Source organism: Nocardia glycosmidis (assembly GCF_052545115.1).
Genome location: NZ_JBQWRH010000010.1, coordinates 85,446 through 109,038, shown reverse-complemented (window position 1 = coordinate 109,038; position 23,593 = coordinate 85,446). Strand labels below are relative to the sequence as shown.

Below are 23,593 nucleotides of genomic sequence, written 5' to 3'. Positions count from 1 at the left end.
CCGGACCTGCGGGGGACGGTTCGGCCATCGCCACGGCACCCATTCGCGCGAAATCCGGCGCGTCTGCGGGGCCGGGAGCCGTAACCGGGGACGCGAACCGAATCCCCGCCGCATGCCGCTCCTGCCGCATGCCGCCGAAAATGGGAGCCGAGCGAACCAGCACGTGACACGATGAATGGTGGCCGCAGCAGGTACCGACTGATGAGGGGCCCGACATGGGGAATCTCGACGGCAGGGTGGCGGTGATCACCGGTGGCGCTCGTGGGCAGGGCCGCGCACACGCGCTGGCACTGGCCGGCGCGGGTGCGAAATATCGTGGTGTGCGATATCGCCGCACCCGTGCCCGGTCTTCCCTACCCGTTGAGCACCCCCGACGACCTGGCCGGGACCGCCGAACTGGTCGAGCGGACCGGCCGCCGCTGCATCGCGGTGCAGGCCGACGTGCGCAGCCTCGAGCAGATGCGGTCGGTGACCGAGCGCGCGATCGCGGAATTCGATCGCATCGACATCCTGATCGCCAACGCGGGTATCGCGTCCGCCGCGCCCATCGCCGAGATGGACGAGCAACTGTGGCAGGACATGATCGACACCAACCTGACCGGCATATTCCACAGCTTCCGTGCGGTGGTGCCGCATATGATCGAGCGCCGCTGGGGCCGTGTCGTGGCCACCTCGTCCATCGTGGCCAGGATGGGCATGCGCAACGCGGGACACTACGCGGCGAGCAAGTGGGGCGTGCTCGGTCTGGTGAAATCGTTGTCGCTGGAGGTAGCGGAGTACGGCATCACGGTGAACGCGCTGCTGCCCGCGGGCGTGGACACGGACATGATCCAGAACCCCGCCACCTGGCGGCTCATGGTGCCGGAGAAGGAGAACCCGACCAAAGCGGACTGGCTGGCCATCATCGAATCCGGCCCGCCGAACGGGGATCTGATCGAGCCCGCCGAAGTCGCCGAGGCCGTGCTCCTGCTGGTCTCCGAGCACGGCCGCCACTTCAACGGTGAAGCGGTGACGATTTCGTGTGGCGGCAGCGCGAACCTGTCCTGAGCGGCGCGGCCACTTGCGTGGGCCGGAAGAGGCGGGCCGCGAACGAAGTTCATTCGGCTGTGCTTGTACCGACCTGTCGCACAGTGCTTCACTGGAAGCACACACGGTCTGTGCAGTGCCCGCGTCCGGCCAGGAGTCAGTGCATGTCCCGTCACACCGAACGAACTGACCCGCTCAGGTTTTCGGTGTGCCGACCGCGCCACGACGTCACGATGCTGATGGTCGTCGGCGAAATCGACCTCGCGACCGCTCCGCGGTTTCGCGCCGAACTGACCCGCGGGTGCCTACGCCACACCACAACGCTTGTGCTCGACCTGTCCCCAGTGACGTTCCTCGCGGCGGCGGGGCTGAGCGTCTTGGTCGAGGCGCAAGCCGAAGCCGCGCGAGCACACCGTCGCATCATCCTGATCGCGAACGTGCGCTCGGTGGGCCGGGCTATGGAGATCACCGGCTTGTCCACTGGATTCCATCGCGTCGGCTCGTTGGACGCCGCGCTCGCCGATATCGCGCCCGGCTACGACGAGACCGCGTGATCCGTGCCGTCGGCGGGAGTCCCGTTTGTCGCCTGGGCCGACGAACGGGACTCCCGCCAGGGGCCGGATGGTCGCGACGCGCTCGGCGCGGACGCCGGCTCAGTGGCGGTGTGCTTCGATTTTCTCGCGCGCGGCGTGTGCGGCCCGGGCTCCGCGCTCACGCGCGAGGTGGGCGGTGTGCGCACCGCGCTCGCGTGCGCCGCCCGCGATCTCGGGTCCGCGGTGCTTGGCGAGTTCGGTCAGCTCGGCTCCACGTTCCTTCGCGATTTCGGCCCACTCCGCGCTGCGCTGCTTGGCCAGGTCCGCGAGGTGCCCGCCGCGTTCTCTGGCCAGTTCAGCCCAGTCGGTACCACGTTCTTTGGCGAGTTCGGCCCACTCGGCCCCGTGCTCCTTCGCGAGTTCGGCCCATTCGGCTCCGTGCTCCTTCGCGAACTCGGCCAGCTCGCTGCCGTGCTCCTTCGCTGCCTCCGCCCACTCCGGTCCGTGTCGCTGTGCCGTCTCCGCCAGCTCCGCGCCTTTGCCGGCGGCGCCGGCCCCGAGTGCCCGCGCCCGCTCGGCCGCGTCGTGCGCGTGCTTGCGCAGTGCGGCGCCGGTGGTGCCGTTCGAGGTGGCCCCGAACGGCAGCGCGGCCGATACCGTGGTGGCCGCGTCGCGCGCGGCACGGCGTCCGCGCCAGCCCAGCGACGGCTTGCCCTCGGTATCGGCGGCGGCGATCATCAAGCCGCCCAGCAGCCCGAGATCCTTCAGGAACGCGGTACGTTTCGCGGACTTCCGCGCGGGATCCTGCTCGTTCCAGAAATCCTGCTCGGTGACGGTCGCGGGCACGACGGTCGCGGCCAGCACCAGGGCGGCCAGGCGCGGCGCTTTCCCGAGCGCCAGCAAGACGCCGCCGCCCACCTGGGCGACCGCGTTGATCTGCACCACGGTCGCCGGATCCGAGGGCAATTTGCCGGCGATCTGATCGGGAAGCTGGCGCTGTCCCCGCTGGACCAGTTCGGTCGCGGTCTTGACCCGCTCGTCCGGGCGCCGCAGCGTATCGACTCCATCGACGATGAACGCGGCGGCCAGTAGCGGCCGGGCGAGTCGGCGCAACAACATGACAAAACCCCTTCTCTCGATACTGTTACCGACCGGATTCCCGCAAGTCACGTGACCAAACACCCCCGGCAACCAGGTGAACGCCACCCACGTGGATACAACTGATGGCTCGATCGGATCCGATCGGATATTCCGATCGTTGCTGGACCGCCGGATCTCAGGCCATCGGAGAGGATGGATTGCTGACCTGAACGACGTGACGGCCGCGTGCACCGGGGCCGAAGGAGTACACAATGACGGTATCGACGACGTTGGCCGACACGATATCTGGTCGTGTGCTCGTCGGGGACGACATCCCAGTGGCCTACCGGGCGGACCGGTCCGGTAATCGGCCGGATGGTGAGCCGAGGGTTCTGATCATCGCGGCGAACGTCGACGATGTCCGGCGGGCGGTGAGTTTCGCGGCGGATGCCGGGCTGTCGGTCGTGGTCCGGGGAGCGGGAACCGGACTGGCGGGCGGGGCGAGTGCCGGGACGGGCTCGATGGTTCTGGACGTGAGCCGGCTCGACCGCATTCTGGAGATCTCGCCGACCGACGAGCTGGCGGTGGTCGAGGCCGGTGTGAGTGCCGCGGTACTCGATGACGCGGCGCGCAGGCACGGCCTGCGGTACGCCCCGGATCCCGCCAGCGCGGCGATCTCCACCATCGGCGGAAATATCGCTACGAACGCGGGCGGACTGCGCTGCGTAAAGTACGGCGTGACCGGCGACTCGGTCTTGGGCCTGAATGTGGTGCTGGCGGATGGCAGGTTGCTGACGACCGGACGTCGAACGGTGAAAGGCGTCGCGGGGTTCGATCTGACGAGCTTGTTCACCGGTTCGGAGGGGACACTCGGGGTGATCGTGTCGGCCACGGTCCGGCTGCAGCCGCTTCCGGTTCGGACGGTGACCATCGCCGCGCACTTCGACGATGTCGAGGCAGCCGCGTCGGCGGCGTCAGCCGTGCTGGCCGCGCGCGTACGTCCAGCGATGCTGGAGCTGCTCGATGCGGCATCGGTTCGGGAGGCGCAGGATTTCCTGGGCGTGCGGACCGATGCGGCGGGTGCGTTCATCGTCGCGCAGACCGACGGATTCGGTGCCGAGGCCGAGGCCGAGGTGGTCGCAGCGACGTTCCGGGAGTTCACTTCTCGCCTGACCGTCGGTGCCGATGCCGCGACCGCGGATGAACTGCTCGCCGTTCGTCGGGCGGCGCTGCCGGCACTGCAGCGGCATGGCCGAGTGCTGATCGAGGACATCGCCGTGCCCAGATCCCGGATCGCGGACGCGGTTCGGCGCATCACCGAGATCGCCGATCGGCATGCGAGCCGGATATTCACCTTCGGTCACGCCGGTGACGGCAATCTGCATCCGATCATCGTCATCCCCGAGCACGACGATGCGGCGGTCGAACGAGCAGAGGCAGCGGCGGACGCGATCTTCTCGACGGCACTGGATTTGGGCGGCACGATCACCGCAGAGCACGGCGTCGGCGTCCTCAAGCGACGCTGGCTCGAGCGCGAACTGGGACCGGACTCGGTGGAGATCCAGCGCAGAGTGCGCGATGCACTGGATCCGGGCGGACTGTTCAATCCGGGCAAGGTCCTCTGACGAGGTCAGTCCCGTTCGGTGTCACCGGTCGCCACCGGCCGGGCCGGGCTCGCGCTCCACTGCGACCAGGAGCCGGGGAACAGCGCCGCCTCGATCCCGATGATGCGCAGTGCGGCGATGTCCACTGCGGCGGTGACCCCGGAACCGCAGTAGGCGCCGACTGCCTGGGCCGCCCGAGGTCGGGCTGCGGCGAACACACTGTCGAGTTCGTTTGCGGGGCGAAAAAATCCGTCCGCGTCGAGGACGGCCGCGCTGGGAATGTTCACCGCGCCGGGGATGTGCCCGGCAACCCGGTCGACCGGCTCGGTGTCGCCGCGGAACCGTTCCGGCGCGCGGGCATCTATCAGAACGCCACTCGTGGTCAGCGCGGCAGCGTCGTCGGCGGCCAGTGTCGGTAGGGCACCGGCGTACAGGTTGTCGTGGCGGATGTCGATGTCGCCGGCCGGCGGCTGTTCGATGCCGATCGCGAGGTCGCCTCCGGTGGCGATCCAAGCGGCCAATCCACCGTCCAGAATGCGCACGTCGGGTATTCCGGCCGCACGCAGCACCCACCAGGCGCGCGACGAGCCCGCCCGATTCCAGTCGTCGTAGACCACCACGGGTACTCCGGTCCGTATTCCCCACCGGCGGGCCGCCGCCTGTACGGAGGCACCGGACGGCAGGGGGTGACGTCCACGACCAGCGACAGTATGGTCGGAAAGCTCGGTCTCCAAATCGACGTATACCGCGCCGGGAATGTGTCCGTCGCTATGCGCGGCGCGGCCGTCGGGCCGACCCAGTTGCCAACGGACGTCGAGAATGGTGAGCGGTGCCCCCGAGTCGACGAGTGCCGCGAGTTCCGCGGTGGTGATCACAGTGTCCGTGCGCGAAGCCATCACGCGACCCCGCGCAGTCGACGGCCCGCGATCGCCCGATAATGCGTCGTGATCGCCTCGACCGCCGTCGCCTCGAGATCGTGTCCCAGCCCACGGCGGGCCACCAGCCGGACATCGATCGCGCCCATCGCAGGCAGTTCGTGAATGTGGACGACACCGCGGGGCGGGGCGGTGAGAAATGGGAGTAATGCGATCCCGAGCCCGGCTTTCGCGGCGGCCAGCACGCCGTCCAGATTTCCCGATTCGGCGGTGACCGCTACGTCGTAGCCCAACTCGCTGAGCTTGTGCGCGGCTCGGCGTCGTAACCCGCACGGTTCCTCGAAGGCCACCAGCGAAATCGGTCCCGGCGCGGGCGGCAGCTGCCACCCCGGGCCGGCGACCCACCGCAGCCCGAGTTCGCCCACCGCGGTCCCCACCGGCTCGACCGTATTACCGCCCAATACGACTGCGAGGTCCAATGCGCCCTTGACAACCGACTCGGTCAGCACCGTGGACCGGTCGATCCGGAAGTGCAGATAGGCTTCCGGGTACGCGGCGCGCAGTACTCCGAGCAATTCGGTCAGCAGTCCATCGGCCGCGTGTTCGGTCGAACCGATCGTGATTCGCAGCGGAGCGGATCCGGCGAACTGGGCGAGCACCTTGTCCTGGGCGTCCAGCAACTTCCGTGCCTCCAGTACCAGGCGTTCCCCGTCGGCGGTGAAGCGTGAACTGCGCCCGTCCTTTTCGACGAGCGTGAGCTTCAGCCGCCGTTCGAGCATCCGGATGTGCTGGCTGACGGTCGGCTGACTCAGGTGCAGCGCATCCGCCGCCCGCCGGAAGCCGCCGGTTTCGGCGATGACCACCAGTGTGCGCAGATGCGTCAAATCCAAGGGATCCGACATACCAATCAGCCGCCTTCGAATCGACACGAAATATCCCACCATAAATATGACCGCACACCGATCGACGTGCCTACCCTTTAAATCTGCGAGATCGAAATGAATGACTCGCGCCGGACTATCAATTGCTATCGGCAATGCGAATCAAAATTTGCGATCCGAACCCTGGATTGCCCGGGCATCGAATCCCTACCATGACTTTTCGCATCGAGCCTTCTCGAAGTCGGTTCGCACGTAGCGAACCCGTGATTCGCCCACCGGAAAGGACCACCATGACCGTCGATCCCATCGGGGACCCGGTACCGGTCACCGCCGCACCGAAGGTGGAATTCATCAGCCTCACGCATCCGAACCCCTCCACCGAGCTCGAGCCGATCCCCACGCGAGGCATTGATCTGCCTTTCCTGCGGCGGTACGTCCGGACACTGGAGGACGCCGGATTCGATGCGACGCTGTTGCCGTACGGATCGTCGAGCGCCGATTCGTTCGTGCTGGCCTCCGCGGTCGGGCAGCTCAGCGAACGGCTCAGGCCGATTGTGGCGGTGCGACCGAATACTGTGTTCCCGACCGTCGCGGCCCAGCAACTCGCTACGCTCGACCAGCTCACCGAGGGGCGGGCGGTCGTCCACCTGATCTCCGGCGGCAGCGACGCCGAACAGGCGCGGCAGGGCGACTACCTGCCCAAGGACGAGAGGTACACGCGCACTGCGGAATTCATCGACGTGCTGCGCCGTTCGTGGACCGAGACCCAGCCGTTTTCGCACCGCGGGAAGCATTACCGGTTCGATGACTTCGGACCCGGGTTCGCGCCCTACGCGGCGCCGATTCCGATCTCGATCGGCGGACAGTCCGATGCCGCGTTCACCGTCGGCGGGAACAAGGCGGACATCTTCAGTTTCTGGGGCGAGCCATTGGCCGACATCAGGGCCCAGATCGAGCGTGTGCACGCGATCGCGGAAGCCGCCGGTCGCGCCGACCGACCGCGCATCTGGGTCACCTTCCGCCCGATCATCGATCGCACCGCCGATCTGGCCTGGGCGAAGGCACACCGGTACGTCGAGCGCATCGCGCACACCTTCGAAGCCAGCCCGATCCGTACTCGGTATTCCGGAACGCCACAGAACGTCGGATCACAGCGGGCGCTGGAATTCGCCAACCGCCGGGATATCTACGATCGCGCGCTGTGGACCCGTACGGCAGCGGTCACCAACGCGGCTGGAGCGTCGACCGCGCTGGTCGGTACCCCCGAGACTGTCGCCGCGGCGATCGTCGATTACATCGACCTCGGCGCGAGCTTGGTATCGATCCGTGGGTACGACACCCTCAACGACGTCATCGACTACGGGCGCTATGTCCTGCCGCTGGTGCGACAGGAACTCGCCCATCGCGAGGCCACCGGTCGGCGTGGCAGTTTGCAGGCGGAGAATCCGGGCGCGCTGGCCGCGGCGGGCCGGCCGTGACCGCCGTGTCGTCCGACTGGCCGACGCTGACAGTTCCCGACACCTCGCATGTCGCGCTGGCGGCGCTGACGGCCGAATTAGCCACCACCGCCGTGGATTACGACCGCACCGGAAATATTCCGATCGCCGGATTGCAGGCGGCGCATCGTGGCGGATATCTGACGGCGACGGTTGCCGCACGATTCGGCGGTCCTGAACTCGGCCCGTTCGACGTTGTGCGAATTCTGGTGGCGCTGGGTGAAGGCGACCCTTCGGTTGCCTTGATCGCCGCCAACAATCTGGCCGCACATCAGGTACAAGCGAAAAACGGGCAGTGGCCGGACGAACTGTACGCCGACCTCGTGCGGCAATCGGCGCGCGGCCCAGCACTGGTCAATGTCATCCGAGCGGAACCGGAACTCGGCGCCCCGGCCCGCGGCGGCCTTCCGGCCACCATCGCGCTGCGTACCGCCACCGGGTGGACGCTCAAAGGGCGCAAAACATTCGGCACCGGCGGACGTGCACTGGCCCACCATTTGGTATGGGCGATCACCGACGAAACCCCGCCCCGTGTCGGCCACTTCATCGTGCCGGGCGATTCGAAAGGCGTCATATGGCACGACACGTGGGACCACCTCGGGCTTCGTGCGTCCAATACGCATGATGTCAGCTATCACGATGTCGCGGTGCCAGAGGGGAATTTTCTGGAGATTCCGTTTCAGAACGGTGTGTATCGCGACCCCGCCGCGACGTCCGGGCCGGCGACATTAGGGCATACGGCCTTGTACGTCGGTGTCGCGCGTGCGGCTCGGACCGCGTTCGGCGCGTTCGCCCGCACCAGGGTTCCGTCCGCGCTGGGGCGTCCCATTGCCGAGACTGAACGCATCCAGGCGGTGGCCGGCGAAATCGAATCGCAGATCGTTCAAGCCGAAACACTGCTGTACGGAACGCTGCACCGGCTCGCCGCCGACGAGCCCGGCGTCGCACAACGACTGCCATCGGTCAAGGTTCTGATCGCGCGCGCGGCGATCACAGCCGTCGAAACAGCGGTCGCGGCACTCGGTAACGCCGCACTGACCCGCAGTAATCCACTCGAACGACATCTGCGTGACGTGTTGTGTGTGCGGGTTCACCCGCCGCAAGAGGATACCGCGCTGCTCGCCGCAGGACGCGCGTCGCTCTTCCCGGACAACTAGCCCGCGCCTTCCATCCCGGGACCACATGGTCACCGGTTCTGCCGCACCCCGAGGAATCACCACCGATGCCGAAATTCACTCATGCCAGGACTCGCCGCCGAAGGTTCGGATGGCGATCCGCCGCCACCGCGCTTGCCGTGGTCACCGCGATGGTCACCACCGCCTGCGGCGGGGCCGGCACGGATAGTGGGCCCTCCGGGGAAGGTCGGGACCCCGTCCGCGGTGGCACGCTGAACATCGCCTTCTTCCCGGATAACGCCGCTTTCGCCTGCATCGACCCGTTCCAGGTGTATTGGATCGAACATCGTTCCCTCATCCGTAATTTCGCTGATTCCTTGACCGATCAGGATCCCGAAACCGGGGAAATCGTTCCGTGGCTGGCTACCGGCTGGCAGATCAGCGCGGACGGTCGCGACTACACCTTCACCCTGCGCGACGGCGTCACCTTCGCCGATGGCGCGCCGCTGGACGCCGCGGCGGTGAAGACGAATTTCGACGCCTTCGCCGATCTGGTTCGTCAGACCGGTGGCGCCGCCTACGGTGCGAGCTACATCGTGGGCTTGGAATCCACGGCAGTACTGAACCCGAAAACAGTGAAATTCCATTTCGGGCAGCCTAATTCGTCGTTTTTGCAAGCAACTTCGACCACCAACCTGGCATTGCTGTCGCCCGCATCATTCCAGAAGACTCCGGAGCAGCGCTGCCAAGGTAAGATCGTCGGCTCCGGGCTTTTCGTCCTCGACAATTACACGCCGGGCGAAAGCGTTTCACTGAGCCGCCGGGCCGGGTACAACTGGGGCTCCAAGTTGAGCAAGAACACCGGCGAGGCACACCTCGACAAGGTGAAGGTTTCCTACGTCGCCGAGGACAGCGTGCGCACCGGTAACCTCGTCAGCGGTCAAATCGATATTGCCTGGCCGCGTAACCCGTTTTCGGTGGAAGACCGCAGTCTGATCACGCGCTCGGGAAGCTATCTGCGATCACGCCCGCTGCCCGGCGTCTCGTACGCGCTGTATCCGAATGTCTCCGACGGGCATCCGCTCGCCGACGACCAGGTGCGCAAGGCGCTGTACCGCGCTATCGACTCGAAGACCTACGCCGCGACGGTTTACGGACCGGACTACCCGGTAGTGGCGGGCGCCTTCGACAGCACCACCCCGTATTTCGCAGCCCAGTCGGGCAAGCTGAATGCTGATCCGCAGGAGGTGGGGCGCATTCTCGACGCGGCGGGATGGCGTATCGCACCCGGCGATCAGTACCGGTCGAAGGATGGCAAACGGCTGACGCTGACGCAGTTGGTCACCGCGACCAGCGTCGGCGCCGAGTTGTTCCAGGATCAGCTGCGCAAGGTGGGCATCGAGGTGCAGCTGAAGGTGGTGACCGTCGCCGAACGGCCCGGCGCAATCGCCGGGGGGCAATACGATCTCATCGAGAACTACTTCACCCGCGCCGATCCCGGTGCGCTGCAATTCATTCTGGTCGAGCAGCTGGCGAATTCGAAGGCGCTGGCACGGAATGCCCAGAAACCCGACACCGCCGCGCGCGTCCGGGACTTGTTCACCCGTGCCGTGCAGACCACCGATGAGAAGCAGCGCCAACAGACCTACGCCGAACTGCAGGCCCTGCTCATCGACGAGGGAGTCACGTTCCCATTGTTCGAACGGCTGCAGTACGCGGGAATCAGAAACCGGGTCAACGGATTCCGCTTCACTTCCGAAAGCTTTTTGGCCCTGAACGACACCTGGATCCAGCCGTAGGCCCGGCACCGGAAGGAGGAATCAACGGCGATGACCAGATATATCGTGGGCCGTGTCGGCCAGGCCGTCGTGGTGCTCTGGGCAGCATTCACCATCACCTTCATCGTGCTCTATCTGCTGCCAAGCGATCCGGTCGCCATCCAGCTCAGCGCGGCCGGGATCGAGGTCGATTCCCTGACACCGCAGCAGCTGGCCACCGCGCGAGAACGGTACGGACTCGACCGTCCGGTCCTGGACCAGTATTTCTCCTTGCTCGCCGGTGCCGCGCACGGCGATTTCGGTATCTCGATCGCCAAACAGGTGCCCGTCACCGATCTGATCCGCGATCGAATCAGCGGCACGCTCACCCTGAGCGCGCTGGCCGGTGTGCTCGCGGTGCTGATGGGCACCGCGGTCGCGTACTTGGCGGCGCTGGTTCGGTTTCGGCCGCTGCGCATGTTTCTCGACCGGCTCCCGGCGCTGGGTATCGCGGTTCCGTCGTTCGTGGTGGCACTCGTGCTCATCCAGTTCTTCGCCTTCGACCTGGGCTGGTTGCCATCAACCGGGAGCGGCGGCTGGAAGTATCTGGTGCTACCGGTCGTCACCATGGCGATTCCCGCTTCGGCCCAGCTCGCTCAGGTGCTGATCCGCAGTTTCGACGAGACGCTGCGCGAGCAGTACATCGTCACGGCCCGGGCGAAGGGGCTCTCCCGCGGGCAAGTGCAACTGCGGCACGCGTTCCGGAACGCGGCCGCTCCTGCGCTGACCGTCATCGGATTACTGATCGGGTTGACGGTAACCAGCGCGATCGTGGTCGAAACAGTGTTCAACCGCAACGGAATCGGCAGGCTCGCTCAAGAAGCGGTGCTGGCCAAGGACGTTCCGGTAGTGCTGGGGATCGTGGTTGTCGCGGCCACCGGATTCGTGATCGTGAATCTGATCATCGATCTGCTCTACCCCTTGCTGGACCCCCGGATTACGCAAATTTCTGCCGCGGAAGCGAGCTGACAATGGTGCAGACACTGACCAGCGATATCGACGAGACAGTACTCGCACGGGCTCTTCCTGCCGTCGAGCACGATGGAAGGACCCGGCGGCGCTTGCGGGCGGCGAAGCTTCTTCGGCGGCCACTGTTCGGCGGTGCGGTGGTCGTTGTCGCGTTCGTCGTGGCTTCCGCCTTTGTGCCGAGCGTCTTCACCGACTACGACCCGTACGCCACCGCACCGGTGGAGCGCCTTCGGCCGCCGAGCGGCGCCCACTTTTTCGGTACCGACGATGTCGGGCGTGATCTGTGGGCGCGAACGCTGTTCGGGGCGACGCTCACCGTCCAGGCGGCGCTGATCGCGGTCGGTATCGCCTTCGTGGCCGGCCTGACCCTGGGCGTGATATCGGGGTTCTTCGGTGGCATCACCGATTCGGTCTTGATGCGTGGCGTCGATGTGCTGCTCGCGGTTCCGGGACTGCTCTCGGCACTGGCGATCGTCACGGTGCTGGGCTTCGGCACTATTCCGGTGGCGATCGCTGTCGGCGTCGGAATTCTGCCGGGCTTCGCACGGACGACGCGCTCGGAGGTGTTGCGCGTCAAAACCCTTCCGTACGTCGAAGCCGCGAGAGCCGGCGGCGCATCGTGGAGCCGCGTGCTGATCAGGCACGTGCTGCCCAATTCGTGGGGACCGGTCCTCGCGCTGTCGGTCCTGGATTTCGGCACCGCGATCATCGCCGTCGCGGCGCTGAGCTTCCTCGGATTCGGTGCGGCGCCACCTGCCGCCGAATGGGGTTCGCTGGTGGCGAATGGCCGCAACTATTTGGTGACGGCGCCGTGGGTGTCATTGCTGCCGGGCGGGATGGTGGTGTTGACGGTGTTATCGCTGAACCACATCGCCAAGACGTTGCAGGAGCCGAAGCGATGACGACCAGCGTGCGCAAAGTTCCGGCCATCCGCGCCGCAGTGCCCGAGGCGATCGTCGAGATCGACGGCCTGCGTGTCGGGTACGCCTCGAACGGTGTGGTCGTGCCCGCGGTCCGCGATGTGACGCTGCGGATTCGTTCCGGCGAAATCGTCGCGCTGGTCGGCGAATCCGGTTCCGGGAAGACCACCATCGCGAACGCGATCATCGGTCTGCTCCCGGACCGCGCCCGCGTCACCGGCGGCTCGGTCCGGGTCGCGGGTACCGACATCGTCGGCGCCCGGGAGAGCAGCGTTCGGGCGTTGCGCGGTTCCACGGTCGGTCTTATTCCCCAGGACCCGATGGTCGGCCTCAACCCGACCCAACGGGTGGGCGCTCAGGTCGCCGAGGCGGTACGACTGCGTGGCATCCGCGGACCACAGGTCGAGGCCGAAGTCATCGACATCCTGCGCAAAGCCGGACTCGACGAGCCCGATCGACACGTTCGCCGGTACCCGCACGAGCTGTCGGGCGGACAACGGCAGCGCGTGCTGATCGCGATCGCACTCGCGGGCGAACCCGGCCTGATCATCGCCGATGAGCCCACCAGCGCGCTCGACGTCACCGTGCAGGCCCGGACACTCGATCACCTGGAATCGCTGGTGCGGGACAAAGGGACGGCCCTGCTCATCATCACCCATGACCTGGCCGTGGCGGCCGACCGCGCTGACCGGGTGCTGGTGATGCGTCGGGGCAGGATCGTCGAGGAGGGCGCGCCCGCGGACATTCTTGTCGCGCCGGAAGATGCCTACACCCGCCGGCTCATCGGTGCCATGGGGGCGCTGGCACATGGCGGCGCTATCGAACCTCGGTTCGTTCTGCACGCCGATGAGGTGGCGGCGAGCGATCCACTGCTCGAATTGGATTCGGTCAGCAAGGAATTCCGGTCCACGAGAGGGGACGAACATCTCGCGCTCGACGGCGTTTCGGTCCGGGTGGCGGCTGGGCGCAGCCACGCGCTGGTCGGTGAATCCGGATCGGGAAAGACGACGACGCTGCGCATTGCGATGGGACTGACGAAGGCGACGTCGGGCAGCGTGCGTTTCGGCGGCGCCGACATCAGCGGACTGACCTGGCGCCAACTGCGCCCGTTACGTCGGCGGTTCCAACTGGTGCACCAGAATCCGTTCGCCTCGCTGGATCCACGGTTCACCGTCGGCGACAGCATCGTGGAGCCGCTGGTGTCCTTTCGGATCGGGAACCGAGCCCGTCGCCGGGCGCGAGCCCTCGAACTGCTCGACCAGGTCGGGCTGCCGACGACGTTCGTGGATCGGCTACCCACGGAATTGTCGGGGGGGCAACGACAGCGTGTCGCGATAGCCCGTGCGCTGGCGCTCGAGCCCGAGCTGGTTCTGCTCGACGAACCGGTTTCGGCGCTGGACGTGCTTGTGCAGGAACAGATTCTCACCTTGCTGGTCGATCTACAGCAACGCCTCGGACTGACCTATCTGTTCGTCTCGCACGACCTCGCGGTCGTCGGGCAGATCGCCCACACCGTCTCCGTATTCGATCACGGCAAAGTCGTCGAATCCGGTTCGGTCGCCGACGTTTACCGCAATCCGAAAGACGAATACACGCAGCGATTACTCGCGGCGATACCCGGCCGCAGGTCCGCATCGCGACAGCCTCGCGCGAGCATCGCCGGCACACCGAACTCAGAACACCGAACTCAGAGAAAGCCCTAGACGTGACCGCATCGATAACCGCGACCTCCGGCAACTGGTTGGCAGACTGGCAGCAGTGGCGCGCCGAACGTAATGCTCTCGCTACCGCGCCGGACGGACTGGCCGCGGTGACCGGCACACACTGGCTCCTCGCCGAACCGACCCGGATCGAGGGCCTGCCCGGAACCTGGGCCGCGGCGGCGGGCGGCGCAGTCGCCGACGGACCGGACGGACTGCACCTCGAATTGGCTGCGGGCACGCGACACAGCGTCGGCGGGTTGGTGGTTCAGTCGCTGGTCCGGGCCGGACGGGTCGCCCTCCGCGTCTTCGACCCGCAGGCGCCGACTCGGCTCGGACTGGAAGCGGTCGACGCGTTCGATCCAGACCCGGCGTGGGTGTTCGACGGTGTGATCGAAGGTGCGGCGCAGGCACTCCAGCTGAATCACATCGACGGCTTCGTCAGCGACAACGCTGCCGCGCGCATCCGGCTGACCATCGACGGCCACCACGTGACACTGTGGGGTACGACAACCTCGGTGGGCGATGTGCAGATCACCTTCGCCGATACCACGAATGGGCGGGAAACCGCGAGATTTCGATTCTTGACAGTGGCTGCTCCGGACGACAGTGGTCGTGTGACGGTAGATTTCAACCGCGCCTATCTGCCGCCGTGTGCATTCGCCGCGCACTATTTGTGCCCGCTGCCGCCGCCCGAAAACCGGCTCGGCTTCCCGATCAGGGCTGGTGAAACGCGTTTGCGGCGTAGTGAGCGGACGCGGCGATGACACGATATGTGATCGTCGGCGCGGGCGCGGTCGGAGCAAGCCTCGCGGTCGAACTCGCCGGGCGTGGGCACGACATCCTGGTGATCGCCCGAGGATCTGCCCTCGAGCACCTCGCGGCCCACCCGCTCAGCTATCACACCGCATCGGGCCGCCGAAGCGTCCGGCTCCCCGTTGCGGCTGTCACCGACGACGTGCGGTTCCGTACCGGCGACATCCTGGTACTCGCGACGAAGACCCAGGATGTCCGTGACGCCGCGCAGGCCATGGCGTGGCGCGAGGTGCGCAACAGTGCTGGGGACGTGATCGGCACCGCCGCCGAGCACGTGCCGGTCGTCACCCTGCAGAATGGGCTCGATGCCGAACGGACGGCCGCGCGCTGGTTCGAGATCGTGATCGGTGCGGTCTTCCTGATCGCCGCCCGCTATGTGCAGCTCGGCGAGATCCGTGTCGGCGGCTCCCCTTACGTCGGCAGTGTGATCGCGGGAGTTGCCAGCGGTGACCGGTCGGTCGGACAGCGGCCGCTGGAAACCTTTGTCGAGGACCTGCGCCAGGCGAATTTTCTCGTCCGGCAGGTCTCGGCCGTATCGCCCTACAAGGCAGCGAAGATTCTGCACAGCGTGCGCAACGGCCTCGAAGTCCTCGCTGGTGAATCGTCGGTGAAAGACGCGGTCGGTGCCGCATTGGCCGCCGAGACCCGGACGGTCCTGACGGCGGCAGATATCGCCTACCACGAACCGGCGGCTTTGCGCGGTGACCAAGCCCAGAACGGATTCAGCGCTGCAACCGGTGTCGTACCGGGCCAGCAATCGACCTGGCAGAGTTTCGCGCGCGGCGCGGCATCCAACGAGGTGGACTATCTCAACGGCGAAATCGTCTTGCTCGCACGGCAATCCGGCGTCGACGCGCCACTCAACACCCGATTGCAGCAGATCCTGGGCCGGGCGGCAGCGAACGGGGCGGGTTGGACGTCCCCGGACTCGACGAACTCGCAGCGCTGGTCCAGCCGGCGCAGTCGTCTCGGTGATCGTGACCTCGAGGGACCGGTATCAGCCCGCGTTCTGGTCGGCGACGCCGATAATATCCGCCGCGCACGGGACCAGAAACTCGGACCGGGAGTGTGCGATCGGGCCCATGCCGTTGCGGCGGAGGATGTACTCGCCCCATCGCCATCGGCCGCCGGGGGACGGGGGCGACGGTAATGTAACCAGAAATTCGCTGATTGGGCAGATCGGGGGTTATCCGGCCGGATTCGACCCTGCCCCGAGAATCTGTCGGCGCGGTGCGGCATCATCTGTGCACGCAGCCAACCACGAACATCGCTCGGAGTCACCATGCCGTTGCCACGAACCAAGCCGCAACCCCTGTCGGACAGCGAGATTCAACAGATCGCCACAGACCTCGCCGGCGGTCGCCCGCCCATGGTGTGGTTCACCGCGGCCGCGGTCGGCGTCCCGGAGGGGCGCTCGGGCAAGGTGATCGCGCTCGGCGATCCGGCCGATGGGGACTTCCTGCAGATCCGGCCGACCGGGTCGAAGGATGTACTGTCCTTCTCGCCGACCGAGGTGACCTTGACCAAGCCGCCGCGAGCGGCGGCCGGTGCCGCTGCCCAGCCGAAGTCGACAACCAGGAAGGAATCCGCTGTGACCCAGTCGTCGAGCGTGACGAGCCCCGCGCCCGCGAGCGCCCCGACCCCGAAGCCGCTGACGAGCGCTGCCGAAGCGAGCGAACCCGACAGCGCCGCCAAAGGCGCGGCCAAGCAGGTGCCTGCGGCGAGCGCGGCGAAAGCCGCCAAGGCTCCCGCCGCCCGCAAGCCCAAGGCGCCCGAAGTCACGGTGACGCTGACCGGCACCGCCGACGGCGAGTGGTCGGTCGATGTGGTGAGTGGTAAGAAGCGCACGGTGCGCGGGCTGCCGGTGGCCAGTTCCGCGGTCGCGCAGGCGGCCAAGATCCTGCACCCGGAGGTCGCCGAGGTGGTTGCCGGGATCTTGGACACCTTGCGCGGAGCGCAGGAAGCCAAAGTGCAGCAGCTGCAGGCCGAGCTCGCGGAAGCCAGGCGCCTGCTGGAGGAACTGAGCGACTGAGTCACACCGCGGTGCTGGTGGACCGGGTCGGCGCGCGCCAGGCCCGGCGCTCGGTGGCGGGCTCGCGCCGCGCGTCCTCGTGGAACGCGTAACCCAGCGAGCACTGCTTCGCGTGGTACATGGCCGCATCCGCGTCCCGGATCAGGTTGTGCACCGCGGCGTTGGTGCCGCGCGGACCCGCGCAGGCGATCCCGACGCTCGCGGTGATCGGAATCTCGCCCGCGCTGAGCCCGAACGGCCGGACGAACGCACCGATCAGCCGCTCGGCCAGCAGGGATGCCTCCGGCCGTGCGAGCGGGGACAACACGACGAATTCGTCGCCGCCGTAGCGGGACACGAGGTCCTCGCGGCGCACCACACGCCGGATCCGGGCCGCCGCGGTCGTGATCAGCTCGTCGCCCACCGCGTGTCCGTAGCTGTCGTTGACCCGCTTGAAGTCGTCCAAGTCGATGAACAGCAGGCAGATTGGTTGCTCGGCCCACCGTTCGCGGTGCTGGCGCAGCGCGCGCAGCAGCGCGGCCCGGTTCAGCAAACCGGTGAGCATGTCGTGGTCGGCCTGGTACTGCGCGCGCCGTTCACTGCGGGCGCTGCGCACGATGGCACGCTCGCTGCGCACCAGCATGCCGATCAGCAACAGCGCGAACAGCGACGACACCACGACGCGGTCGAGCCAGTCCAGGCTGGATCCGACCACCGGAACCAACGAGGCCACGATCAGCGCGATCGCGATGAGGCTGGCGCGCTGCCTGGAGTGGTGCGGGTGGATGTGCCGCGGCGCACCGAGCGTTGCCATGGTGGGGTGCAGCGCCGCGGCTCCCACGGTGGCGTAGGCGGCCAGCAGGGGAGCCAGCAGGAACTCGCGGCCGAAGCTCGTGGCTCTCGCCATCTCCAGGCTGTAGCCCAGATCGCCGAGCAGGATGGCGATCAACCCGGCGTGCAGCAGCCACAGCGACGTCTCCGCGCGGGTGGAGGTGGCCATCGAGTGCGCGACGAGGGTGAGCAGCAGCGCGTCGAGCACGGGGTAGGTCGCCGCGACCAGCGCGTCCAGCCCGGGTTCGGTCGACTGCAGGATCGGCGAGATGAGAAACGTCCAGGAGGCGAGCAGGGCGCCGAGCCCGATCAGGGCGGAGTCGAGCAGCAGGTCGTAGTCGCCGTGGACTTGGCGCGGCCACAGCCAGATCAACGCGGCGAGACCGACCCCGAGATAGCCGAGCAGGGTGAACGCGTCGTCGATCGGGTGCAGGTCGATCGGATGTAGGTCGATCGGATGCAGCCAGTGACCGGAGGTCTCGCGCATCGTGGTGCCGATCGCGAACAGCACCGCGGAGGCCGACAGCAGGTACCATGGCAGCGGCTGCGCCGGCCGGTGTACGTGCAGTCCGACCGCGATCATGGCGAGGGTCTCGCCGACGATGACCACCAACGTCACGAACGATACCAGCGGCGAGTCGATCGCCAGGTGGGTCACGATCGCGGCTGCGCTGCCGCCCAGAAGTACTGCGTACCAGCAAAATCCGAGGCGTCGGCGGTCGCCCGCCGGCGATTCGCTGGATATCATCAGGCCCCCTTGGTCGCTCCATCCCCGATGAACCGGGCCGCGTAGTAGATCTGTGAATCCTCTACCGCGACTTCGACGTTCGCCTGTTCGTCGAGCACCGACCGAAGACTGTCGGCAAACGAGAACCGAGTGTTGTTGTACGAGCAGATGTCCCAACCGACCGCAGCGCGCTCGGCAACCAAAATCTGGACAACTGATGTGATCATGGCATGGAACGCCGCCCCTTGTCGGGCAGTTGGCGTAACAAGGGTGAAACCCGCGTAGTAGATCGCGTCCCGAGCCGCGTATTCGGGGTAGCGGACGGCGAAATAGTCCGGGCTGATCCACGGCACGGTCTCGAGGTGCCTGGTCAGCGTGGTCACCCCGATCGGTTCACCAGAGCCGTCGCGCGCCACGTGCTTCTGCACCCGCGGGTCGCTCATCTCCGCGCGGAACTCGGCGGGATGCAGCACCTGCCGAGCGATGGCTTTCGCGCGCAGCGGGCCGAACGCCTCCTCGTACAGGCGGTGGAACATCTCGATGCGTTCGTCCGCGATCGCGGTCTCGACGGTCACGGAGATCTCGTTCATCGCGGGCCCCACGGGCTGGTGTGATAGGCCGCGAGGACCAGCGCGCAGGCCGGATCGCCGGTACAGGTGGTGTCGACGGTGCACAGCTGAACCGGGCCGAAGCCGTCGCCGCGGTGCCGGGTCATGTCGGCCAGACTGGCTCGGATCAGGGCGGTCACCTCCTCGGCGGTCTCGGCCTCGTGTTCCACGAACAGCCCCGCACCGGAGCCGTCGTCGCGCAGCGCCCAGCCGATCCCAGCCGCGGCGCTCGCCCCGCGCCGGTCCACGTGCCGGGCGGCGTACACGCAGTACAGGCGGTCGCCCCAGGCGATCGGCTTGCGCACCCGGCCGATGCGTTCGACGGTCGCGCGGGGCGGGATGACCGACGACAGCCGGATCAAATTGGCCTCGCCCACGCCGAGGCCGCGCAGTGCCGCGTCGAATGCCGACATCGCGGTCGACCCCACTCCGGTCGTCGCGCCTACCTCGATCGTCAGTGGCGCGGGAAGCGGACGCGAACGATCGGTCCTCGGCCGCGCGCGCCGCTCGCCGCGCGGGGTGTCGTGAATCATGCTGCCCTCCCGAATCCGGTGCGGCCACAGATCTGCGGGCCGGACTTGGCGTCGAAATCGACTGTGCGGGACGAACGCCGATCGCGCACCTCTACCCGCCGAACGCACTGCTCCCGCGGCGTGTCTCGTAGCCTGGCAGCAGCGACGAGGACAGCGAGGTACCAGGTTGCGGACATGGGTGGCCCCGGGGCGGGTCAACATCATCGGTGAACACACCGACTACAACGACGGCTACGTCCTGCCGATCGCGTTGCCGCTGGTGATGCGCTGTACCGCGGCGGCGCGCACCGACGGGCGGGTGCGCGTCGGCTCGCGGCAGCGACCCGGCGAGCCGGTGCTCATCGCGGTGTCCGAGCTTGCCGCGCAGCGGGCGCGGGTGCCGGGGTGGTCACGCTATCCGCTCGGTGTGGTCGCCGAGTTCGCCCGGCGCGGGATCCGGATTCCGGGCGTCGACCTCGATTTGGACGGCGAGGTGCCGATCGGCGCGGGATTGTCATCGTCGGCGGCGCTGTCGTGTGCCGTGGCCGTCGCGCTGCGGGACCTGTTCGCGCCCGGCGTCAGCGACCGCGTGCTGATCGAGGTAGCCCGGTCCGCCGAGAACGACTATGCCGGCGCGCCGACCGGTCTGCTCGACCAGTCGGCCGCGATTCTGTGCACAGCGGGGCACGCGCTGTTGCTCGACGTCCGGGGTTTCGCCGCCGACACCGACGCGCCGCGCGGGGTCGCCCACGAGCAGATCCCGTTCAACCTGGACAGCTTCGGGCTGCAGCTGCTGGTGATCGATACCGGGCAGCCGCACCAGCTGGTCGACGGCCGATACGCCGAACGCCGTGCCGAATGCGCGGCGGCGGCTGCGGCACTCGGCGTCGCCGCCTTGCGCGACATCGCCTCCGCGGCCGACACCGACCGGATCGCCGACGCCGTGCTGCGCCGCCGGGCCAGGCATGTGGTCACCGAGAACACCCGGGTACTTGCGGTTGCCGAGAAGTTGCGAGATGGCGTCGACCCGCGCGGCATCGGCCCGATCCTCACCGAGGGTCACGCCTCGCTGCGCGATGATTTCGAGGTTTCCACCCCAGCGTTGGACGCCGCGGTCGATACCGCGCTGGCCGCGGGCGCCCACGGTGCTCGCATGGTGGGGGGCGGATTCGGCGGGAGCGTCATCGCCTTGGTCGATCGGGAGAAGACCGGGGGCGTGGTGACAGCGGTGCGACGACGTTTCGCGGACGCGGGCCTGCCCGATCCTCGCACGTTCGTGGTGATAGCGGCGGCCGGAGCGCACTGCGTCGGCTGAGCGGACGTCCAGGTTTCTGGGTCAATGTGCCACGCGGGCGGGGCACGATCGCGCACAGTAGGTGTCAGCCGACACTGTTCGGCGGGCGACGCGGCGGTCAGGCGCCAACCGGACCGCAGGACGCACGATCGCGCTCGTCGCTCGGTTTCACCGCCAGGAGGACGCTGTGCCGCTTGCCGATTCATCCGTACCAGCCGCCGTGCCGCTCGTATCGCACTCGGCCGCGCCGGCCACACATTTCCAGGCCGCCGAGACGCTGCGCCTGGACGCGCAGCCCGTCGATTTCGCGCTGGTCGCATTGTATTTCGTGTTCGTGCTGGGGATCGGTCTGCTGGCCAGGCAGCGCGTGTCCTCCAGCATCGACTTCTTCCTGTCCGGCCGCTCACTGCCCGCCTGGGTGACCGGTCTGGCGTTCATCTCCGCCAACCTGGGCGCGGTCGAGATCATGGGCATGTCGGCCAATGGCGCCGAGTACGGGTTCCCGACCTTTCACTACTTCTGGATCGGCGCGATTCCGGCGATGCTGTTTCTCGGCGTGGTGATGATGCCGTTCTACTACGGGTCGAAAGTACGCAGTGTGCCGGAATTCATGCGCAGGCGTTTCGGTACCGGCGCCCACCTGGTCAACGCGTCGAGCTTCGCCATCGCGCAGATTCTCATCGCGGGCGTCAACCTGTATCTGCTCGGCTCGATCGTGAACGTGCTGCTGGGCTGGCCGCTGTGGGTATCGGTGATCGTGGCCGCGGCGATCGTCCTGTCCTACATCACCCTCGGCGGCTTGTCGGCCGCGATCTACAACGAGGTGCTGCAGTTCTTCGTCATCGTGGCCGCGCTGCTGCCGCTCACCCTGGTCGGTCTGCACCAGGTCGGCGGCTGGGAAGGGTTGCGGGACAAGGTCATCGCATCGCCGGGCGGCGCGCAGCAGCTCGAGTCCTGGCCGGGCAACGCGCTGAGCGGGTTCGGCGACAACGTCCTGTCCGTGTTCGGCATCGTGTTCGGACTCGGGTTCGTGCTCTCGTTCGGCTACTGGACCACGAACTTCGTCGAGGTGCAGCGCGCGATGGCGACGCACTCCATCTCGGCGGCGCGGCGCACCCCGATCATCGGCGCCTACCCGAAGATGTTCATCCCGCTCATCGTGGTGATTCCCGGCATGATCAGCGCGGTCCTGGTGCCGCAGATGGCCGAGTACAAGGCGGCGGAAACGGCGAATCCGGATGTCGTCAGCGACACCACCTACAACCAGGCACTGCTGTATCTGATGAAGGACGTGCTACCCAACGGTCTGCTCGGCGTGGGGCTCGCCGGCCTGCTCGCGGCGTTCATGGCAGGCATGGCGGCCAACGTGTCCGCGTTCAACGCCGTGTTCAGCTACGACCTGTGGCAGCAGTACGTGCGGCGCGAGCAGTCCGATGGCTACTACCTGGGCGTGGGCCGGCTGGCCACCGTGGGCGCGACCGTAGCCGCGATCTTCACCGCGTTCATCGCCTCCGGGTTCAGCAACATGATGGACTACCTGCAAACGCTGTTCAGCTTCTTCAACGCGCCGCTGTTCGCCACCTTCATCCTCGGCATGTTCTGGAAGCGGATGACCCCCGCCGCGGGCTGGATGGGTCTGATCTGCGGAACAGGTTCGGCGATCGTCGTTTTCATCCTGCACCAGGCCAAGGTGTTCGAATTATCCGGCCAGGGATCGAGTTTCCTCGCGGCCGGTGTCGCGTTCGTGGTCGATATCGTGGTCAGTGTGGCGGTCACCCAGGTGACCCAGCCGAAGCCGGCGGCCGAGTTGATCGGGCTGGTGTACTCGCAGACGCCCAAGGAGGTGCGCACCGACCCCGAGGCCGGCACGCTGCCCTGGTATCAGCGTCCGGTCCTGCTGGCGGGCATCGCGCTCGTACTCGTGATCGCCCTCAACATTTTCGTCGGATAAGGAGCTGCCGCAATGCTTTTCGACATCCGCACCATTGTCGGCGCGCTACTCGGCTGTTACGCGGTCGTGCTCGTCGTCACCGGCTTGGTGCACGACACCGCGGCCGAGCAGGCCAAGACCGGTGGCGTCAATGTGAACCTGTGGTCCGGGATCGGCATGGGCGTGGTAGCGCTGGCCTTCCTGGTCTGGACACTGCTGCGTCCGGTCCAAGTGCCTCCTGAACCGCACCGGCCCGCGGACCACACCGCCGCCGCCACGGACGCGGAATGAAACCCGGCGGCGCCCCCGGGTGCGGGTCGCGCCGCCGGTTGTCACGGATCAGGCGCCCGGGCGGGGAATGTCACCGCGCCAAGCGCCGGTTTCGTGGCCGTGACCCTCGATGAAGTGCTTGAAGCGCTGCAAGTCACCGTTGACCCGGTGCTTCAGGACGCCGAGTTTGTCGGCGACGTTCTCCACGAACCCTTCCGGATCGACATCCATCTGCGCGGTGACCCTGGTGTGGGTGTCGTCGAGCCGATGGAATGTGACGACGCCGGCGTGGTTGGGTCCGCTGTCGGACCTCCACGCGACCCGTTCGTCGGGATGCTGCTCGGTGATCGTCGCATCGAACTCCCGTGTCGATGGGCCGACATGGACACGCCAGTGCGTATGCCGGTCGTCGAGCTGGTCGACAGCTTCCACACCCTCCATGAACTGTGGAAACGACTCGAACTGCGTCCACTGGTTGTAAGCGGTGCGAACCGGGACCTCGACGTCCACCGTGGCGGCCATTGTGCTCACTTGCTACCCCTTTCCTCGCCGGACCACGCAAACGCACGGCCAGGCGT

At 67.2% G+C, this 23,593-nt stretch carries 22 protein-coding genes; 15 read left to right on the top strand and 7 right to left on the bottom strand.

Annotation, left to right across the window (positions count from 1 at the left end):
* Positions 1 to 252: 252 nt before the first annotated feature.
* Positions 253 to 1,047: an SDR family NAD(P)-dependent oxidoreductase gene (locus tag ACT86A_RS14765; protein ID WP_445092682.1), complete on the top strand. Its 795-nt coding sequence runs from the start codon at positions 253 to 255 to the stop codon at positions 1,045 to 1,047.
* Between the two features lie 143 nt (positions 1,048 to 1,190).
* Positions 1,191 to 1,580: an STAS domain-containing protein gene (locus tag ACT86A_RS14760; RefSeq protein WP_445092681.1), complete on the top strand. Its 390-nt coding sequence runs from the start codon at positions 1,191 to 1,193 to the stop codon at positions 1,578 to 1,580.
* 99 nt (positions 1,581 to 1,679) lie between these two features.
* On the opposite strand, the gene ACT86A_RS14755 is transcribed toward ACT86A_RS14760, so the two are convergent.
* On the bottom strand, positions 1,680 to 2,678 hold the full coding sequence (locus ACT86A_RS14755) for a DoxX family protein (RefSeq protein WP_445092680.1): 999 nt from the start codon (positions 2,676 to 2,678) through the stop codon (positions 1,680 to 1,682).
* Between the two features lie 233 nt (positions 2,679 to 2,911).
* Between ACT86A_RS14755 and ACT86A_RS14750 the strand changes: the two genes are divergently transcribed.
* The gene (locus ACT86A_RS14750) at positions 2,912 to 4,264 is read left to right on the top strand and encodes an FAD-binding oxidoreductase (protein ID WP_445092679.1); all 1,353 of its coding nucleotides are present in this window, start codon (positions 2,912 to 2,914) and stop codon (positions 4,262 to 4,264) included.
* Between the two features lie 5 nt (positions 4,265 to 4,269).
* Here the strand turns inward: ACT86A_RS14750 and ACT86A_RS14745 are convergent, their stop codons facing one another.
* A complete protein-coding gene (locus tag ACT86A_RS14745) occupies positions 4,270 to 5,139 on the bottom strand; it encodes a sulfurtransferase (protein WP_445092678.1) in 870 nt (289 codons plus the stop codon).
* Entirely contained in the window at positions 5,139 to 6,020 is an 882-nt protein-coding gene (locus tag ACT86A_RS14740) for a LysR family transcriptional regulator (protein ID WP_445092677.1), read from the bottom strand. The genes ACT86A_RS14745 and ACT86A_RS14740 overlap by 1 nt, the downstream gene beginning before the upstream one ends.
* Before the next feature lie 269 nt (positions 6,021 to 6,289).
* Here ACT86A_RS14740 and ACT86A_RS14735 point away from each other — a divergent pair, with 269 nt between their 5' ends.
* The 9 genes from ACT86A_RS14735 (at position 6,290) to ACT86A_RS14695 (ending at position 16,864) form a co-directional block, all read left to right on the top strand.
* Entirely contained in the window at positions 6,290 to 7,477 is a 1,188-nt protein-coding gene (locus ACT86A_RS14735) for an LLM class flavin-dependent oxidoreductase (RefSeq protein WP_445092676.1), read from the top strand.
* Positions 7,474 to 8,652, top strand: a complete 1,179-nt coding sequence (locus ACT86A_RS14730; RefSeq protein ID WP_445092675.1) for an acyl-CoA dehydrogenase family protein — start codon at positions 7,474 to 7,476, stop codon at positions 8,650 to 8,652. Before ACT86A_RS14735 ends, ACT86A_RS14730 begins: the two co-directional genes overlap by 4 nt.
* Positions 8,653 to 8,717: 65 nt before the next feature.
* The gene (locus tag ACT86A_RS14725; protein WP_445092674.1) at positions 8,718 to 10,409 is read left to right on the top strand and encodes an ABC transporter substrate-binding protein; all 1,692 of its coding nucleotides are present in this window, start codon (positions 8,718 to 8,720) and stop codon (positions 10,407 to 10,409) included.
* 30 nt (positions 10,410 to 10,439) lie between these two features.
* Positions 10,440 to 11,396 (top strand): ABC transporter permease, encoded by a 957-nt coding sequence (locus ACT86A_RS14720; protein WP_445092673.1) that lies wholly within the window; start codon positions 10,440 to 10,442, stop codon positions 11,394 to 11,396.
* 2 nt (positions 11,397 to 11,398) lie between these two features.
* The gene (locus ACT86A_RS14715; RefSeq protein WP_445092672.1) at positions 11,399 to 12,298 is read left to right on the top strand and encodes an ABC transporter permease; all 900 of its coding nucleotides are present in this window, start codon (positions 11,399 to 11,401) and stop codon (positions 12,296 to 12,298) included.
* A complete protein-coding gene (locus ACT86A_RS14710) occupies positions 12,295 to 14,019 on the top strand; it encodes a dipeptide ABC transporter ATP-binding protein (RefSeq protein WP_445092671.1) in 1,725 nt (574 codons plus the stop codon). Before ACT86A_RS14715 ends, ACT86A_RS14710 begins: the two co-directional genes overlap by 4 nt.
* A 2-nt stretch (positions 14,020 to 14,021) precedes the next feature.
* Entirely contained in the window at positions 14,022 to 14,783 is a 762-nt protein-coding gene (locus ACT86A_RS14705; RefSeq protein WP_445092670.1) for a DUF1684 domain-containing protein, read from the top strand.
* Positions 14,780 to 15,982 carry a ketopantoate reductase family protein gene (locus ACT86A_RS14700; protein ID WP_445092669.1) on the top strand — a complete coding sequence of 401 codons (1,203 nt, stop codon included), beginning with the start codon at positions 14,780 to 14,782 and terminating at the stop codon, positions 15,980 to 15,982. Before ACT86A_RS14705 ends, ACT86A_RS14700 begins: the two co-directional genes overlap by 4 nt.
* A gap of 132 nt (positions 15,983 to 16,114) precedes the next feature.
* Positions 16,115 to 16,864 carry a DUF6319 family protein gene (locus ACT86A_RS14695; RefSeq protein ID WP_445092668.1) on the top strand — a complete coding sequence of 250 codons (750 nt, stop codon included), beginning with the start codon at positions 16,115 to 16,117 and terminating at the stop codon, positions 16,862 to 16,864.
* A gap of 1 nt (position 16,865) precedes the next feature.
* Here the strand turns inward: ACT86A_RS14695 and ACT86A_RS14690 are convergent, their stop codons facing one another.
* The 3 genes from ACT86A_RS14690 to ACT86A_RS14680 form a co-directional block, all read right to left on the bottom strand.
* On the bottom strand, positions 16,866 to 18,332 hold the full coding sequence (locus ACT86A_RS14690; RefSeq protein ID WP_445092667.1) for a diguanylate cyclase domain-containing protein: 1,467 nt from the start codon (positions 18,330 to 18,332) through the stop codon (positions 16,866 to 16,868).
* 89 nt (positions 18,333 to 18,421) lie between these two features.
* Positions 18,422 to 18,991: a hypothetical protein gene (locus ACT86A_RS14685; RefSeq protein ID WP_445092666.1), complete on the bottom strand. Its 570-nt coding sequence runs from the start codon at positions 18,989 to 18,991 to the stop codon at positions 18,422 to 18,424.
* Positions 18,988 to 19,542, bottom strand: a complete 555-nt coding sequence (locus tag ACT86A_RS14680; protein ID WP_445092665.1) for a pyruvoyl-dependent arginine decarboxylase — start codon at positions 19,540 to 19,542, stop codon at positions 18,988 to 18,990. The genes ACT86A_RS14685 and ACT86A_RS14680 overlap by 4 nt, the downstream gene beginning before the upstream one ends.
* A gap of 166 nt (positions 19,543 to 19,708) precedes the next feature.
* Here ACT86A_RS14680 and galK point away from each other — a divergent pair, with 166 nt between their 5' ends.
* From galK to ACT86A_RS14665, 3 genes are all read left to right on the top strand, one after another.
* Complete coding sequence (gene galK, locus ACT86A_RS14675) at positions 19,709 to 20,836, top strand: galactokinase (RefSeq protein ID WP_445092664.1); 1,128 nt, start codon at positions 19,709 to 19,711, stop codon at positions 20,834 to 20,836.
* Positions 20,837 to 21,035: 199 nt separating this feature from the next.
* Positions 21,036 to 22,766, top strand: a complete 1,731-nt coding sequence (locus ACT86A_RS14670; protein ID WP_445092663.1) for a sodium:solute symporter family protein — start codon at positions 21,036 to 21,038, stop codon at positions 22,764 to 22,766.
* 12 nt (positions 22,767 to 22,778) lie between these two features.
* Positions 22,779 to 23,036: a hypothetical protein gene (locus ACT86A_RS14665; protein WP_445092662.1), complete on the top strand. Its 258-nt coding sequence runs from the start codon at positions 22,779 to 22,781 to the stop codon at positions 23,034 to 23,036.
* 48 nt (positions 23,037 to 23,084) lie between these two features.
* On the opposite strand, the gene ACT86A_RS14660 is transcribed toward ACT86A_RS14665, so the two are convergent.
* Positions 23,085 to 23,537: an SRPBCC family protein gene (locus tag ACT86A_RS14660; RefSeq protein WP_445092793.1), complete on the bottom strand. Its 453-nt coding sequence runs from the start codon at positions 23,535 to 23,537 to the stop codon at positions 23,085 to 23,087.
* Positions 23,538 to 23,593 lie beyond the last annotated feature (56 nt).

Coding starts and splice junctions, on each gene's coding strand:
- ACT86A_RS14760 (WP_445092681.1), top strand. CDS start 1,191: ATGTCCCGTCACACCGAACGAACTGACCCGCTCAGGTTTTCGGTGTGC.
- ACT86A_RS14755 (WP_445092680.1), bottom strand. CDS start 2,678: ATGTTGTTGCGCCGACTCGCCCGGCCGCTACTGGCCGCCGCGTTCATC.
- ACT86A_RS14750 (WP_445092679.1), top strand. CDS start 2,912: ATGACGGTATCGACGACGTTGGCCGACACGATATCTGGTCGTGTGCTC.
- ACT86A_RS14745 (WP_445092678.1), bottom strand. CDS start 5,139: ATGGCTTCGCGCACGGACACTGTGATCACCACCGCGGAACTCGCGGCA.
- ACT86A_RS14740 (WP_445092677.1), bottom strand. CDS start 6,020: ATGTCGGATCCCTTGGATTTGACGCATCTGCGCACACTGGTGGTCATC.
- ACT86A_RS14735 (WP_445092676.1), top strand. CDS start 6,290: ATGACCGTCGATCCCATCGGGGACCCGGTACCGGTCACCGCCGCACCG.
- ACT86A_RS14725 (WP_445092674.1), top strand. CDS start 8,718: ATGCCGAAATTCACTCATGCCAGGACTCGCCGCCGAAGGTTCGGATGG.
- ACT86A_RS14720 (WP_445092673.1), top strand. CDS start 10,440: ATGACCAGATATATCGTGGGCCGTGTCGGCCAGGCCGTCGTGGTGCTC.
- ACT86A_RS14715 (WP_445092672.1), top strand. CDS start 11,399: ATGGTGCAGACACTGACCAGCGATATCGACGAGACAGTACTCGCACGG.
- ACT86A_RS14710 (WP_445092671.1), top strand. CDS start 12,295: ATGACGACCAGCGTGCGCAAAGTTCCGGCCATCCGCGCCGCAGTGCCC.
- ACT86A_RS14700 (WP_445092669.1), top strand. CDS start 14,780: ATGACACGATATGTGATCGTCGGCGCGGGCGCGGTCGGAGCAAGCCTC.
- ACT86A_RS14695 (WP_445092668.1), top strand. CDS start 16,115: ATGCCGTTGCCACGAACCAAGCCGCAACCCCTGTCGGACAGCGAGATT.
- ACT86A_RS14685 (WP_445092666.1), bottom strand. CDS start 18,991: ATGAACGAGATCTCCGTGACCGTCGAGACCGCGATCGCGGACGAACGC.
- ACT86A_RS14680 (WP_445092665.1), bottom strand. CDS start 19,542: ATGATTCACGACACCCCGCGCGGCGAGCGGCGCGCGCGGCCGAGGACC.
- ACT86A_RS14665 (WP_445092662.1), top strand. CDS start 22,779: ATGCTTTTCGACATCCGCACCATTGTCGGCGCGCTACTCGGCTGTTAC.
- ACT86A_RS14660 (WP_445092793.1), bottom strand. CDS start 23,537: ATGGCCGCCACGGTGGACGTCGAGGTCCCGGTTCGCACCGCTTACAAC.